General features: G+C 71.1%; 23 protein-coding genes. 21 read left to right on the plus strand and 2 right to left on the minus strand.

What is annotated here, in order from left to right; translation table 11 throughout:
* Positions 1 to 90: 90 nt before the first annotated feature.
* Both H8R17_RS35665 and H8R17_RS35670 read right to left on the minus strand, forming a co-directional pair.
* Positions 91 to 987: a hypothetical protein gene (locus tag H8R17_RS35665; protein WP_187827354.1), complete on the minus strand. Its 897-nt coding sequence runs from the start codon at positions 985 to 987 to the stop codon at positions 91 to 93.
* A gap of 106 nt (positions 988 to 1,093) precedes the next feature.
* Positions 1,094 to 1,549 (minus strand): helix-turn-helix transcriptional regulator, encoded by a 456-nt coding sequence (locus H8R17_RS35670; protein WP_187827355.1) that lies wholly within the window; start codon positions 1,547 to 1,549, stop codon positions 1,094 to 1,096.
* 207 nt (positions 1,550 to 1,756) lie between these two features.
* On the opposite strand from H8R17_RS35670, the gene H8R17_RS35675 reads away from it, so the two are divergent.
* The 21 genes from H8R17_RS35675 (at position 1,757) to H8R17_RS47745 (ending at position 12,576) form a co-directional block, all read left to right on the plus strand.
* Positions 1,757 to 2,047, plus strand: coding sequence for a helix-turn-helix transcriptional regulator (locus H8R17_RS35675; protein ID WP_262505751.1), 291 nt, complete (start codon positions 1,757 to 1,759; stop codon positions 2,045 to 2,047).
* A complete protein-coding gene (locus H8R17_RS35680; protein WP_187827356.1) occupies positions 2,044 to 2,370 on the plus strand; it encodes a helix-turn-helix domain-containing protein in 327 nt (108 codons plus the stop codon). Before H8R17_RS35675 ends, H8R17_RS35680 begins: the two co-directional genes overlap by 4 nt.
* Before the next feature lie 133 nt (positions 2,371 to 2,503).
* The gene (locus H8R17_RS35685; RefSeq protein ID WP_187827357.1) at positions 2,504 to 2,779 is read left to right on the plus strand and encodes a hypothetical protein; all 276 of its coding nucleotides are present in this window, start codon (positions 2,504 to 2,506) and stop codon (positions 2,777 to 2,779) included.
* Positions 2,776 to 3,054 carry a hypothetical protein gene (locus tag H8R17_RS35690; protein WP_187827358.1) on the plus strand — a complete coding sequence of 93 codons (279 nt, stop codon included), beginning with the start codon at positions 2,776 to 2,778 and terminating at the stop codon, positions 3,052 to 3,054. Before H8R17_RS35685 ends, H8R17_RS35690 begins: the two co-directional genes overlap by 4 nt.
* Complete coding sequence (locus tag H8R17_RS35695; protein ID WP_316959626.1) at positions 3,051 to 4,094, plus strand: lambda-exonuclease family protein; 1,044 nt, start codon at positions 3,051 to 3,053, stop codon at positions 4,092 to 4,094. The genes H8R17_RS35690 and H8R17_RS35695 overlap by 4 nt, the downstream gene beginning before the upstream one ends.
* Positions 4,095 to 4,097: 3 nt before the next feature.
* On the plus strand, positions 4,098 to 5,087 hold the full coding sequence (locus H8R17_RS35700) for a recombinase RecT (protein ID WP_187827359.1): 990 nt from the start codon (positions 4,098 to 4,100) through the stop codon (positions 5,085 to 5,087).
* Complete coding sequence (locus H8R17_RS35705; RefSeq protein ID WP_187827360.1) at positions 5,084 to 5,413, plus strand: hypothetical protein; 330 nt, start codon at positions 5,084 to 5,086, stop codon at positions 5,411 to 5,413. The genes H8R17_RS35700 and H8R17_RS35705 overlap by 4 nt, the downstream gene beginning before the upstream one ends.
* Positions 5,410 to 6,111 (plus strand): hypothetical protein, encoded by a 702-nt coding sequence (locus H8R17_RS35710; RefSeq protein WP_187827361.1) that lies wholly within the window; start codon positions 5,410 to 5,412, stop codon positions 6,109 to 6,111. Before H8R17_RS35705 ends, H8R17_RS35710 begins: the two co-directional genes overlap by 4 nt.
* Entirely contained in the window at positions 6,104 to 6,640 is a 537-nt protein-coding gene (locus tag H8R17_RS35715; RefSeq protein ID WP_316959627.1) for a RusA family crossover junction endodeoxyribonuclease, read from the plus strand. Before H8R17_RS35710 ends, H8R17_RS35715 begins: the two co-directional genes overlap by 8 nt.
* Positions 6,637 to 7,101 carry a hypothetical protein gene (locus tag H8R17_RS35720; protein ID WP_187827362.1) on the plus strand — a complete coding sequence of 155 codons (465 nt, stop codon included), beginning with the start codon at positions 6,637 to 6,639 and terminating at the stop codon, positions 7,099 to 7,101. The genes H8R17_RS35715 and H8R17_RS35720 overlap by 4 nt, the downstream gene beginning before the upstream one ends.
* Entirely contained in the window at positions 7,082 to 7,402 is a 321-nt protein-coding gene (locus tag H8R17_RS35725) for a hypothetical protein (RefSeq protein ID WP_187827363.1), read from the plus strand. Before H8R17_RS35720 ends, H8R17_RS35725 begins: the two co-directional genes overlap by 20 nt.
* On the plus strand, positions 7,403 to 7,696 hold the full coding sequence (locus H8R17_RS35730; protein WP_187827364.1) for a WhiB family transcriptional regulator: 294 nt from the start codon (positions 7,403 to 7,405) through the stop codon (positions 7,694 to 7,696).
* Positions 7,693 to 7,923, plus strand: a complete 231-nt coding sequence (locus H8R17_RS35735) for a helix-turn-helix domain-containing protein (protein WP_262505752.1) — start codon at positions 7,693 to 7,695, stop codon at positions 7,921 to 7,923. The genes H8R17_RS35730 and H8R17_RS35735 overlap by 4 nt, the downstream gene beginning before the upstream one ends.
* Before the next feature lie 47 nt (positions 7,924 to 7,970).
* Entirely contained in the window at positions 7,971 to 8,717 is a 747-nt protein-coding gene (locus tag H8R17_RS35740; protein WP_187827365.1) for a VWA domain-containing protein, read from the plus strand.
* On the plus strand, positions 8,714 to 8,884 hold the full coding sequence (locus tag H8R17_RS35745) for a hypothetical protein (protein WP_187827366.1): 171 nt from the start codon (positions 8,714 to 8,716) through the stop codon (positions 8,882 to 8,884). The genes H8R17_RS35740 and H8R17_RS35745 overlap by 4 nt, the downstream gene beginning before the upstream one ends.
* A gap of 126 nt (positions 8,885 to 9,010) precedes the next feature.
* Positions 9,011 to 9,328, plus strand: a complete 318-nt coding sequence (locus H8R17_RS35750; protein ID WP_187827367.1) for a helix-turn-helix domain-containing protein — start codon at positions 9,011 to 9,013, stop codon at positions 9,326 to 9,328.
* Positions 9,328 to 9,633 (plus strand): hypothetical protein, encoded by a 306-nt coding sequence (locus H8R17_RS35755; RefSeq protein WP_187827368.1) that lies wholly within the window; start codon positions 9,328 to 9,330, stop codon positions 9,631 to 9,633. Before H8R17_RS35750 ends, H8R17_RS35755 begins: the two co-directional genes overlap by 1 nt.
* The gene (locus tag H8R17_RS35760; protein WP_187827369.1) at positions 9,630 to 9,830 is read left to right on the plus strand and encodes a hypothetical protein; all 201 of its coding nucleotides are present in this window, start codon (positions 9,630 to 9,632) and stop codon (positions 9,828 to 9,830) included. The genes H8R17_RS35755 and H8R17_RS35760 overlap by 4 nt, the downstream gene beginning before the upstream one ends.
* 354 nt (positions 9,831 to 10,184) lie before the next feature.
* Entirely contained in the window at positions 10,185 to 11,240 is a 1,056-nt protein-coding gene (locus tag H8R17_RS35765; RefSeq protein ID WP_187827370.1) for a helix-turn-helix domain-containing protein, read from the plus strand.
* Positions 11,237 to 11,653 carry a hypothetical protein gene (locus H8R17_RS35770; RefSeq protein ID WP_187827371.1) on the plus strand — a complete coding sequence of 139 codons (417 nt, stop codon included), beginning with the start codon at positions 11,237 to 11,239 and terminating at the stop codon, positions 11,651 to 11,653. Before H8R17_RS35765 ends, H8R17_RS35770 begins: the two co-directional genes overlap by 4 nt.
* A complete protein-coding gene (locus H8R17_RS47745) occupies positions 11,650 to 12,576 on the plus strand; it encodes a hypothetical protein (RefSeq protein ID WP_262505754.1) in 927 nt (308 codons plus the stop codon). The genes H8R17_RS35770 and H8R17_RS47745 overlap by 4 nt, the downstream gene beginning before the upstream one ends.
* Positions 12,577 to 12,658: the final 82 nt, after the last annotated feature.

Below are 12,658 nucleotides of genomic sequence, written 5' to 3' on the forward strand. Positions count from 1 at the left end.
CGTGTGCTGTCGACGGCCGTCAGGGCCATTTGCTCCCGTTGCTAACACGGGTTAGTTCGAGGGCTAAAAAAGAGCAGCGTGCAACCGCGCCTAGCGTCCGCCGGTCAGGCACAGGTCGAGCAGTGGCGAGGCGGTGAGACAGCGGCCGTCCTCTGTGTCGCCGGGCGTGCCGTCGCTCGGCGGCTCCTCCGGCTGCGGCCCTGACGTGGGCGGCTCCTCCGGCTCAGGCTCCGGGTCCGTAGTGGGCGGCTCGGCCGTCGGGGTCGCCGTCGGAGTCGGGTCCTGCGCCGGCGGATTGTCGTCGGCTGGGGCGGTGGAGCCCGGTATCGACGTGGCGTCCTGCGGGCGCGTGCGCTCGGACTGCCTCTGCTCGCCGCGCGTCTTCGAGCTGGTGGCCCCGTCAGCCCGTTCGGATTCCTCGGCGTCCACCGGGGCGGCGGGACTGCCAACGTAGGCGACCACGAGGCCCGCGATGGAGGGGGCCGCGTCCGGGGGGCCGTTGCCACCGCTCCCCGTGCGGCCCTCGGTGTCCTCGTCGCCTGTGCCCTGCCTGCCCGTGTGGGAGCTGTCGGGCACGGTGACCGGCGCGTGGGTCTGGGTCGCGGCGTGGGCCGGCGCTCCTTCGCTGCCGGTCACATAGAGCGCGGCGGCCGTGCTGGCGACCAGGACGGAGCCTGCGGCGGCGGTGACCGTGGCCGCGCGGCGTCTGCGTGCGATGGTGCGCAAGCGGGTGCCGAGGGTGGTGAAGATGGCTGCGACGCCGCCGCCGATGTAGAGGGCAAGGTGCCGCTTGCGCCGTGCGGGCTCGGGCTGCTCCTCGGGTGGGTCCGCGGGGAACGTGTGGGCGGTGAGTGCCGCGATCTTGAGCGCGTTGACCTCTGCTCGGAGTTGGGCGATCACGCCGGTGTTTCTGCGGACCATTCTGTACATGACTGCGAGCGCGAGGAGCGCGGCACCGAGCGCTCCGGCTATCAAGACATCAGCCACCATTGCCCCCTCGAATCAGGCTTGTTACCCCTGAGTGAGCAACGGTAACGATCAGTGGAACCGGGTTCTACCTTGATTGAACCTGTGATCGTTCTGTGACCCTCAGCTATCCGGCCTCTCGGTGCTGCTGTGCGGAGGGCTGTTGGTCGTCTGGCTTGGGGGTCATGCGGTCGAGGCGGCGGTTCACCTCGTCCCGCTCCTCCGGCGTGAGGGTGGCCATCAGTGCGGTGATGGCGTCCAGGGTGGCGCCGGCCACGCGTGGAGCCGGGGCGGCCATGGTCTGTGAGAACTCCTCAAGGGCCACTGCGGCCTTTTCCCGGCCCGCGTCGCGGAGCTGGGCGGGCGTGACGCCCACGACCAAGGCCATACGGGCAAGGGTCTCGGGTGGCGCCTTCACCTCCACGGCGGTGCCGCCGACCCGCTGGTACCCGGCGACGATCTGGTTCCACCGCGAACGGCCGATGCCGGCCTGCTCCGCAGCTTGGCCGACGGTGAGGCCGCTCCTCTTCTGTGCGTTTCGGATGAGCACCGCCTCCGGCGGCGGGCTCGGGGTCTTCATCATGTGGGGCAGCTTCCCATGACTGGTGGCTAGTTCGCCATTCGTTGCAAGCCATTTTTGTAGTGCCGTCTGTCAAGTGGTGGCTAGTGATACCCCGTATGGCCAGGGCTTTGTGACGCATGTGGCGGGCTACACCTCGCTACATGGCCACTACACGCCACTACACGCCACTAGTTGCGACATTGGCTAGTGGAGGCTAGTTTTCACCACATGACCCACCCTCCCCAGGGGCGCCGTAGGCGTCCTATGAACCACGCCCCGGAAGCGGTGAAGTACGCCCGCGAGGCTGCCGGGCTGACCCTGAAGGAGCTGGCCGAACGTGTCGGCGTCAGCGAGCCGCTGATGAGCGCGATCGAGCGCGGGCAGCGCAACGCCACCCCGAAGAACCTCAACAAGATGGCCGAGGCGCTGAACTGCCCGCGGGTCGTGCTGGAGGCCAAACGCGTCCAGACCCCGTATCCGGCGCCGGTGGCCGAGCCGCGGGAACGGCAGACGGCATGAGCCGCCGCCCCCACTGCCGGTGCACGGCCGTACGCAACTACCGGTACGAGGAGGCCGCGGAAAAACTGGGCTGCAAGCCGCGGTTTCTCCAGGAGAACAGGCACCGCATCCCCCACCAGAAGATCGGTGAGGCGGTCGTGTTCTGCGAGTGCGAACTGTCCATCGCGCAGTCCCTGTTCACCGTGCTGCCGGATGAGTTCCTGGCCCAGTTCCCCGAGTTCGCGCCGCCCTCTGTGAAGGCGCAGCCCCCCGCCGCTGTCACCGCGCTGGCCGCCATCCGTCCCTCGCAGGGGCGCAAGAAGGCCACGGCGAGCACGGGCTGATCAGTGGTGGTCGGGGCCCATGCGGACCGTTGGCCCGATCCGCCGCCCCGACCACCGGGTCACCTCCCAACGAGCCAAGAGAGGCAACCCCTTGCCGAACCCTATCCACCCACCCCCACGCGAGAGCAGACGAGTGAGCTCCACAACCACCACGGGCGAGGTGCTCATGTGCGTCGCCCTGTCCACCGCCCTGTACGCCGCCTTGTTCGTGCCGTTCTGCCTGCTCATGAACCGCGACCCGGAGAAGGACACCCGCACCGGCCACAAGCCGGACGCGGGCGGGTCCACTCCGCCCCCGGCCGCGTACAGCCGCGACGACTTCCCCCACGTGCAGATCCTCGCCGTTGGCCGCCCCGTGCGCCCGGCTGGCCGCCACCGCATGCCCTCGCGAAAGGAAACCGTTCGATGACCGGCCCGGACCACTACCGAGAGGCGGAGCGCCTCACCCGTCAGGCGGGCACCTGGATGGACGCGGACACCGGCTGGAAGGCCCACCTGCCCACCAGTGAGCGCCTCGCCCACCGCATGGCCGACCTCGCCGAGGCCCAGGTGCACGCCACCCTCGCCAACGCCGCAGCGACCGCGCTGAACGACAACGCCACGGATGAGGGCGGCATGCCGCTGGAGGACTACGACGCGTGGCGTGAGGTCGCCGGTGTCGCTCGCAAGGGGGCGGCCAAGTGACCGCCACCCTGACCGCCCCCACCGGCGGACTTCCCGACGCCCCGACCGCCCGCCTGCTGCTGCCGCGTGACGCGTCGGAGGAGCAGTGGCTGGAGGTACGCCGGACCGGCATCGGCGGGTCGGACATGGCCGCCATCCTCGGGCTGGACAAGCGGCGCGGCCCGCGCCGGGTGTACGAGGAGAAGCACGGTTACAGCGAGCCGGAGAACTCCTACATGCGGTGGGGCCGCAAGCTGGAGCCCCTCATCGCGGAGGGCTTCGAGGAGGAGACCGGCCTTACCACCGCCATGCCCCCGGGCACGCTCGTGCACCTGGAGCACTCCTGGGCGCTCGCCAACGTGGACCGGTACGTCCTGGACGGCCACGTCGTGGCGCCGCTGGAGTGCAAGAGCAAGTCGGAGTACCTCGCGGATGAGTGGGAGGACTCCGAGGAGGCCCCGGACGGGCCCGCGTTGCAAGCCCACTGGTACACGGCGGTTGGCGGCTGGTCGCACTCCTACGTGGCCGCTCTCCTCGGCGGTAACCGGCTGACGATCTTCCGGCAGGAGCGCAACGAGGAGCTCATCAAGGAGCTGTTCGCCCACGCGGAGCAGTGGTACCAGCGGCACATCGTGGAGGGCTTCCCGCCGCCGGTCGACGGGCTGGAGTCCACGAAGGAGCTGCTGGCCGCCCTGTGGGAGGTGCGGCCGGAGGCGGTGGCCGAGATCCCGGTGGACACCGCCAAGTCGCTGCGGGCGCAGCGCGCGGACCTCAAGGCGCGCGTGAAAGCGCTGGAGGCGCAACTCGTCACCGTTGAGAACCAGATGCGGGATGAGGCCAAGGACGCCGAGATCGTCAAGTCCAACGGCACGGTCGCCTGGACCTGGAAGCAGAACGGCAACTTCAGCGCGACGACGTTCCGGGAGCAGTACCCGGAGTTGGCCGCCCAGTACGTCAAGAGCGTCGAGGTCATCGACACCGACCGGCTCAAGACGGAGCACAAGGACATCTACCGCAAGTGCCGGGGCCGTCGCCTCCTCGTGCCCGCGAAGGGACTGTGACTCATGTCGAACACTCTGCTCAGTCGCGTCAAGGCGGCCACGTCCGGCGCCCCGGCCCCGGCGGGCCCGCCGCTGGAGGACGTGCAGCACGACCCCGGCCAGGACATACCGGAGACCCCCGCGGAGCACGCGGAGCAGGAGGCCGCCGCGGACGCGGCCATGGAGTGGCTGCTGCGGTACGAGGGCCAGTTCACCGAGGCCCTGCCCAAGCACATGGACACCGGCGCGTTCTTCGCCGCCGTGCGCAACCTGCTGCCGGACATCGCCGGGTGCAGCCCTGCCAGTCAGCTCCAGTCGCTGCTGACGTGCGCCCGGTTCGGTCTGATCCCGGACGGCCACCAGGCCGTCATCAAGGCCGACGGCCGTACGGCCGTGTTCGTGCCGACCTACCACGGCTACATCGACCTCATGTACCGGTCCGGACGGGTGCAGTCCGTGCACGTCGGCATGATCCACGCCGGGGACGACTGGACGTTCGAGCCGAGCGCCCCGCAGCCGGACGACTTCATGCACCGGCCCCGGGTGGAACTGCCGAAGGAGCAGCGCGGGGAGCCGATCCTGGCGTACGCGTTCTGCTGGATGCGAGGCGGCGGCCGGTCGCAGGTGATCGTGCTGTCCCGGGAGGACGCGGAGCAGATCCGCGACGAGTACAGCGAGGCCTACCGGCGCGCGGAGCAGACCGGTAAGCGGGACAGCTTCTGGCACACCCGCTTCCCGGACATGTGGCTCAAGACCGGCATCCGCCGCCTGTTCAAGTACGTGCCGACCTCCCCGGAGCTGCGGCAGTTGGCCGCCGCGGACGAGGCCGGGGAGCAAGGGCTGCCGCAGATCCTGCACGCCCCGGACCCGGAGACGGAAGCGCTCACCGCGGAGGCGGAGCAGGCCGCCGAGGCGGCGGAGGGCTCGCAGGAGCCCGCCGGTAAGCCGGTGGCCGTCAAGGTGCGGCGCGGCCGGTCCAAGCCCAAGAAGCAGCGCGGTGGGCGCAAGCGGTGACACGCGCCCTCATCGGGGCCGCGGTGCTGGCCCTGGCCCTCGCAGCGCTTGCCGCACTCGTGTGGTGGGCGCTGCGGGGGACCGGCCGGCACCGGGCCCCCCGCCGCCGCTACCTGGGCCAAACCCAGCCCGGCACCGGCCTGATCACGCCGTATGACCCCGAGGCCGCCCGCCTGCTTGAAGCGGCCGTGGAGGCCGGCGAGGCCGAGCTGCTGGACACCGATTACTGCCCGGTCGAGGACCGGATCACCCCGCATGCCGTGCACGCCGACGGGTCCGCCCGCTGCTGGACGTGCACCCCTGAGACGACAGGCAACCGCTCATGACGATTACGGAACCGTTCGGCCCGGAGTACCTGGCCCCCGCTCAGCCGCCGTGCCCGGACTGCGAGTGCTGCACCGCCCGCTTGTGTGAGAAGGGACGGAACAGTCTCTCCCAGTGCCACGGCCACACCACGACGGAGCTGATGGAGACGGTGGCCGGATGCCCGTGCTCCTCCCCGAGAACCCGCGGCACGCACGCGTGGCGCATCGCCCGCATCAACGCCACCCGCACCGCCGTTGAGCGGCCCCTGGACGAGGCCGCGGAAACGGTCCTGCGGGCACTGCACGCCGGGGAGGACGGATTCCATGACCCGGCCGGCATGGTCACCCCGCTGCGCGCCCGCGGCTACGTGCAGGTGGAGGAGGGCGTCACCTCCATCACCGAGCTCGGGCGCACGTACCTGACCGCCCGGGACGAGCCCCGGTTCGTCACCCCGGTGGAGGTGGAGGCCGTAGACCTCACCACCCGTACGGCCCGCGTGGTCGTCGTCGGGTGGCACATGACGGAGCCCGTCACGGTCCTGGCGGACCAGCTCGCCAACGACACCGGGCTCCACCTCAAGGAGCTGGAGGGCGCGCACCTGGAGGCCGCGGCCAACTGCCGCGCCAAGGACCCGGACGACATCGTGCTGACGGCGATCCGCGTTGCGCCGCCGCTCCCGGAGGGCTGGCTGGACGGGACGGTGACCAGCGGTGAGTGAGCCGACCCTGCTCGACGTTCCCGCGGCGGCGCCGTCGGCGCCCGAGCCGACGCTGATCATCGTGGTGCACGGGATACCGGGCCCGCAGGGCAGCAAGAGCCACAAGGGCGGCGGGCGCATGGTGGAGTCCTCTGCCAAGGTCAAGCCGTGGCGGGAGTCCGTGGCTTGGCGGGCGATCGAGGCCCGCACAAAGGTGCGCGGCTGGCAGCCCCTCACCGGCGCGGTGGCGCTGTCCATGGTGTTCACCGTCGCCCGGCCCAAGAGCCATTTCGGCATGGGCCGTAACGCGGGCGTGCTGCGCCCCTCGGCGCCGCCTCGCCCGGACAAGAAGCCGGACCTGTCCAAACTGGTGCGGTCCACGGAGGACGCCCTTACTACCGCGCTGGTGTACCGGGATGACGCGCTGGTCGTGGAGTACCGCGGGCTGGGGAAGTGGTACGAGACCGACCACGGCAGCGTGCCGGGTGTCCTGGACTCCCCGGGCTGCGTCATCCGCGTGTGGTCCCTCGCGGACGAGGCGGCCTCATGAGGCGCGGGGAGCAGGTGACGGACGCGGAGATCTCCCGCGCCCTGGACCGCGCGGACGTGTCGGTCCTCGCGGTGGCGCGGGAACTCGGGTGCGGCTACGCCAGGGTGCGCGGCATCCGTGAGCGGCGCGGCCTGCCGGTGTACCAGCGGGGACGCCGGGCGGCTGCCGCGTCCTGGGATGAGGCCCTCGCCGAGCGGCTGCTCGCGACGCCGGACGGTCACGTGGACTGGACGGGCGCCCGACAGGCCGGATCCGGTACGCCGATCCTGCACTGGCGGGAGCGCAAGACCACCGCGGCCCGGGCCGTGTTCGCCAAGCACTACGGGCGGGAGCCGGTCGGCAAGGTCAGCCAGACGTGCGAGTACGAACACTGTCTGCACGGTGAGCACCTGGAGGACCGGCCAATGCGGGAGCAGCGGCGCGCCCGAGAGGAGGGGGCTGATGGGCGTGTGGCTGCTTGAGGCCCTCATCGACCTCGCCGAGCTGGTGGACAACGCCGTGCGGACGGCGCACACATGGGGCCCGGCGGCAGGGGTCGCCGGCACCCTCGGCGTGGCCCTCGGATGGCATGCCTCCGGACGCTTCCGGCCGTGTCCGGAGGCGGATCCGGACGCGGATCCGGATGTCCGGACCGCCGTCCGGACGGGCGCGGACGCGGACCACGACACCGTGACCGTCCCGGCCCCCACCTGCGCGGATACATGTCCGGACTGGTGCGGGCGGACGTGCCCGGAGCTGTCCTGGAGGAACAGGGAGGCCTGAATGCCTCGTCCGAGCCGCTACGCCCCGGACGCCTTGGCGCGGGCCGCGGACTGGAGCGCGGATGCCGCCTGCAAGGGCTGGGACACAGAGCTGTTCTACGCGCCCGTGACGGACCCGGACACCAGGCAGGCGAAAGCCATCTGCCGCGGCTGTCCGGTCCTCGCGGAGTGCCTGGCGGACGCGATGGCTCGCGCGGAGCCCTACGGGGTGTGGGGCGGGGTGGACGAGGACGAACGCGGCGCGCTGATCCGTCGGCGGCGGGCCGCGGCCCGGAAGCAAGAGAGGAAGCGATGAGCAACACCAGCGGGGAGCGGCGCCGTTACCGGCCCCGCATGAACGACGAGGCACGCCTGGCCAAGGGCCGACAGCTGCGCCCGAAGTACGAGCACGGCGCGACGATCCGGGCGCTCGCCGAGGAGGCGGGCCTGTCGTACTGGCAGACGCGGGAGCTGCTGCTGGACGCCGGGACGCTGCTGCGCGGGCGAGGCGCCCGCATACCCACCACTGACCACCGGGCGTAGAGCGCCCGGGCCCCCTTTCACGACCACCCCCTCACCTGGAGATCACCATGAGTCTCTTCCGTAGGTCCACCCCCACCCCTGCCCCCGCGGCCTCGGCGCCCGTGCCGACCGGCCAGGGTCCGGCGATCAGCCTGGACAAGGTGCCGGCGTCGCTGGTCAACCTGGCCAAGGTTGCCGCGGTTTCCCTGGAGAAGAAGGGACTCACCGGGCAGCGCGCGGCGGTGTACCTGGTCATGGACCATTCCGGCAGCATGACCCCCTTCTACGCCGACGGCAGCATGCAGCACCTCGCGGACCAGGGGCTCGCCCTGTCCACGAACCTGGACGATGACGGGCGGGTGCCGCTGATCTTCTTCGGCAGCCGCGTGGACCACGACCGCAGCGTGACCCTGGACAACTTCCAGGGCGTCATCCACAGCACCCACCGATCCGTGCCGTGGGGCAGTACCGACTACGCGCAGGCCATCGACTACGTGGTCAACCTGCACGAGGGCACGCCGATACCGGGGCTGGTGATCTTCCAGACGGACGGTGACCCGGACTCCGAGCGCGCGGCAGAGGACGCGCTGCGCAGGGCGTCCAAGGCGCCGCTGTTCTTCGCGTTCGTCGGATTCGGCCGACGGGTCAACTTCCTCAAGCGGCTGGACAAGCTGCGCGGCCGGGCGGTGGACAACGCGTCGTTCTTCCACGCGGACGACCCGTTCATGGTGAGCGACGAGGCGCTCTACGACGGTCTCACCCACGAGTACGGCTCATGGCTGACCGCCGCCCGTGCCGCCGGGATCGTGCTGTGAACCCGGTGCGCTCCGTCCTGCTCGGGATCGCGTGCGGGAGCGTGGCCGGCGCCCTGGCCGCGTTCATGCCGGTCTTCGCGCCCTGGTGGTGGCTGGTCGCCCTGATCGTGGGTCTGTTCGTGGCTGCGGCCGATCTCCTCGCCGGGTGGTTGAGCCCGCGCACCTGACCCCCTGAATAACGGCCGGGCGAGGCACCCCCTCAACTCCCGCCCCCTGGCCGTTCCCGGGCTCGCCCCCTCCTCCCCCAACGGGGGTGGGCCCGGGCCGCTCCCACACTCCTGAAAGGCACGTCCGTGACCGTGGACCTTGCAGCCCTCTACGAGGTGGAGGGCATGAGCATCCGCGAAGTCGCCGAGCACATAGGCAGCACCTACACCCTCACCCGGAAAGCGCTGATACGGGCCGGTGTGGAGTTCCGCGAGCCCGCCGTCCGCCCGGAGACCCTGGACCGCGCTGAGCACTTCGCCGAGCTGTACCACGGCGGGCTCACGGTGCGGTCCGTCGCAGACCGGACCGGCTACGCGTACGGCACCGTGCACCGCGGGCTGACGCTCGTCCAGGCAGACATGCGCGACCGGCACAGCAGGCGCCGCAAGGCGGTGGTGCACTGATGCCCCGACCTTCACACTGCACGGCCTGCGGGGCCCCGATCCGGTGGACCATCACCGAGGCCCGGAAGCGGCTCGCCGTCGACGTTGAGCCGCACCCGGACGGCAACACGGCCGTGTCCCGGGACGGGCGGGGCACGTGGCTCTCACGCCGGCCGACGCAGGAACTGCCCCTCGCCCCCTGGGAGAAGTTGCACAAGCCCCACGTGGCCACGTGCACGGGGCGGCAGGACGACGACCTGATGACCCGCTGCCTCGGGGTCATCCGACTCGACGAACGCCGCGGCCAAGACAGGCGGCCCGGATGAGCGCACCAGCCTGCCCGGGCTGCCCGGGCCGACGGGAGCCCGGCAAGTACCTGTGCGGCAGCTGCTGGTGGGCACTGCCGGCCGCAGCCCGCCGCGCGCTGCGCAAGCCGGACCAGTACGCGCTCGCGCGGCTGCGGCAGCTCCACAAGCAACTCGCCGATGGCGTGCCTCCGTCCGGGATCGAGGTGAGGTCATGAACGCAGCCCCGCCCCCGCTGGGGGACTGCCAACTGTGCGGCCACCACCGGCACCTGAGCCCGCACCGGTCCACCCGGGACAGCCTCGTGCGGCTGCTGTGCACACCGTGCTACTCCGCGGCGACGCTCGCGGAGGAGAAGGGACACCCGATCGACTGGCGGAGGACCGGGACAACGTCACGCCCTACGACGTGTTCGCCGCCGCTGTCATGGCTGGCGCCTACGAAGACCCGAATCTCTCGACGTGCCTGATGAGTGGCGGGTCCGCGCTGCAAGCCGCGTCCCTTTTCCAGTTCCAACCGACCACCTGACGCCCGCGCCAATCGAATCCCAGCACTACCCCAGAGAGGCACTCGTGGCCACCACCCCGCTCCCGCAGTCCGTCAGGAACGCGTGGATCAACCGGCTCCGTGACGAGGCGCTGCGTATGCGCCGGGTCGAGGTGTCCAAGTGCGTGCACGTCGGGATCCTGATCGGCACGTACGCGGACGCCGACGGCACGAACGCCTTCCCCAGTAACAGGACCCTCGCCCAGATTGCCGGGTGCACCGAGGAGACCGTCACACGGTGCGTCAAGGTCCTTACCGCGGTGGGCCTTCTCCAGCGCAAGCGGCGCCCCAACAAGTCCTCGGTATACCTGCTGATCGTCCCGTTGGGTAAGCCGGTGCCGTGGGAGGAGCACCTCCACCTGTACACCGACACCCGGCAGGCCCGGCGGAAGAAGGCGCTCAAGGAAGCGGCCATTGCCGAGGGGCTCGCCGACAACACACAGGACGCCGAGGAGTCTGGGAACCCGGTGCAGAACGGTGTCCGGAAACCGTTCCAGGATGGGGTTCCGGACACCGTTCCCGCCGGGGGTTCCGAGGAATTCGGAAACCGTTCTGGAACGGGGGGGAAGACCGTTCTGGAACGGGTTCCGGACACCGTTCCCGCCGGGGCCTACCAGTACCTTTACCCGGATCCTGACCACACTTTGGTTGCTGACTCACCTCAGCCACAGGTGGGCGCGTGCGCGGGCGCCGAGGAATTCGATCAGTCACCGGTGGAGGAGGGGGAGCAGCCGTTCGGCCGGTGCGAGGAATGCGGGCAACAACTCGTGCGCCCTGGCGCTAAGCGTTGCTCCGTTCACCGCGAGGGACCGCGAACCCGTGGGCGGGGGCGCGAGGGCCGCAGCCGCGCGATACAGGCGCCGCTGATGATGTCTGTGCCTGATGACATCCCGGACGCGGGCCAGTCCGGCACAGCGGAGTCTGCCCCGTTTCAGTGGCCCAAGCCTGACCCCCTGGCACCCGAGCGGCTGTGTGGGTGCGGCAGGACGTACCGGGACCGCAAGCCGGGCGGTAGGTGCCCGGACTGCCTGTACGCCGAGCACACCGCCGCGCGCAGCCACCGGGGAGTGAGCATCGCATGAACCGGACCGTGATCCGCGACCTCGCCGCCGCCCTGCAAGCCCTCGGCGAGCACGGGGAACGCCTCACCCCCACCGAGGCCACCCCCGAGCAACTCCGCGAGATCGGCGAGGACATGGCCCGGGTGCGGCGCCTGTTCGCCGAGGCGGACGCCGACGCCCCGACCACCCGATGCCGCCGCCACCCGCACGGCCCGGTGGAGCCCGGCACGGAAGGCGGATGCCTCCTGTGCCGCATCCGCCCGGCCGCCCGCCACCCGCGCCCCGCCGAGGCGGCCCCACTGCACGAGGTACGGGAGTTCATCGCCCAGCACGGCGAGGCCGCGGCCACCCGCCGCTACGGCGGACCCGCCACCGCCCGCGCCCTCAACACCCCCGCCCGCCCGCATCGCAACCGAGGAGCACACACCGCATGACCACCCCCAACACCACGCCGGCCCCGGCCGACCGGCGCCCCCTGCACCACAAGGAGCCGGAGATCCTGGACCTCATCGGCGAGGGCCTGAACAACTCCGCGGTCGCCGACCTGGTCAACGTGGATGTGCGGGTCGTGCGCGGCATCCGTAAGGCGCACCGCCTGCCCAACGCGCCTCGGTCCAGTTGGCGCAAGGCGCACGCAAAGGAACGGGAGATCCGGCAACTCCTGGACGAGGGCCACAGCAACCGGGCCGTGCGGGAGCGCACCGGCGCGGACGTGCAGACCATCGCCCGCCGTCGTGAGGAACTGGGCATCGGCCCGGCCGTCGTCCGCACCCGCAAGCGCCGGCCGCACCCCAAGGAAACGCAGATACTTGCCCTGCTCCGGGAGGGCCTCGGCAACAGCGAGATCGCCCGCCGTCTCAAGGCCGACCGTGCCGCGGTGCGCCGCATCCGCGAGGAGCACAACATCCCGGCCCCGCCCCAACAGCCCCTCAGCCTGGAGGAGAAGTGGGCGGCCAACGTCAAGCAGTTGGAGGGCGGCCACCTGGAGTGGACCGGCCCGCGCGGCACCAGCTCCGGCACGCCGATCCTGCGCTACCGCGACGACGCGTACAGCCCGGCCGCGCTCGCGTTCAGCATGCGCACCGGCCGCGAACCGGCCGGTCAGGTGTACGCGGACTGCGGCGTCAAGCACTGCGTGGCCCCCGCTCACGTCCTGGACGAGCCCGAGCGGACCCGCGTCCGCGAGCAGCTCCGCCGCACCCTCGGCATGCCCGACCGCGAACCCTTCTGTGGCCGCGGCCACGACCAGGAAACAGAAGGGCGCTTCCAGCCCGACGGGGTCGCCTACTGCAACGCGTGCGTCACGGAGAACAAGCGCAAGAGCCGCGTCAACAACGGCGAGGAGGCGACCCCGTGAGTTTCCTGAGTCAACCTCTATGCCGCCTGGGGCGTGTCGGCGGGCGCGTTGATCTTGCTGTTGGCCTGGTGGATGGCGGGGT

The organism is Streptomyces sp. TRM68367 (assembly GCF_014495685.1).
GTDB lineage: Bacteria > Actinomycetota > Actinomycetes > Streptomycetales > Streptomycetaceae > Streptomyces.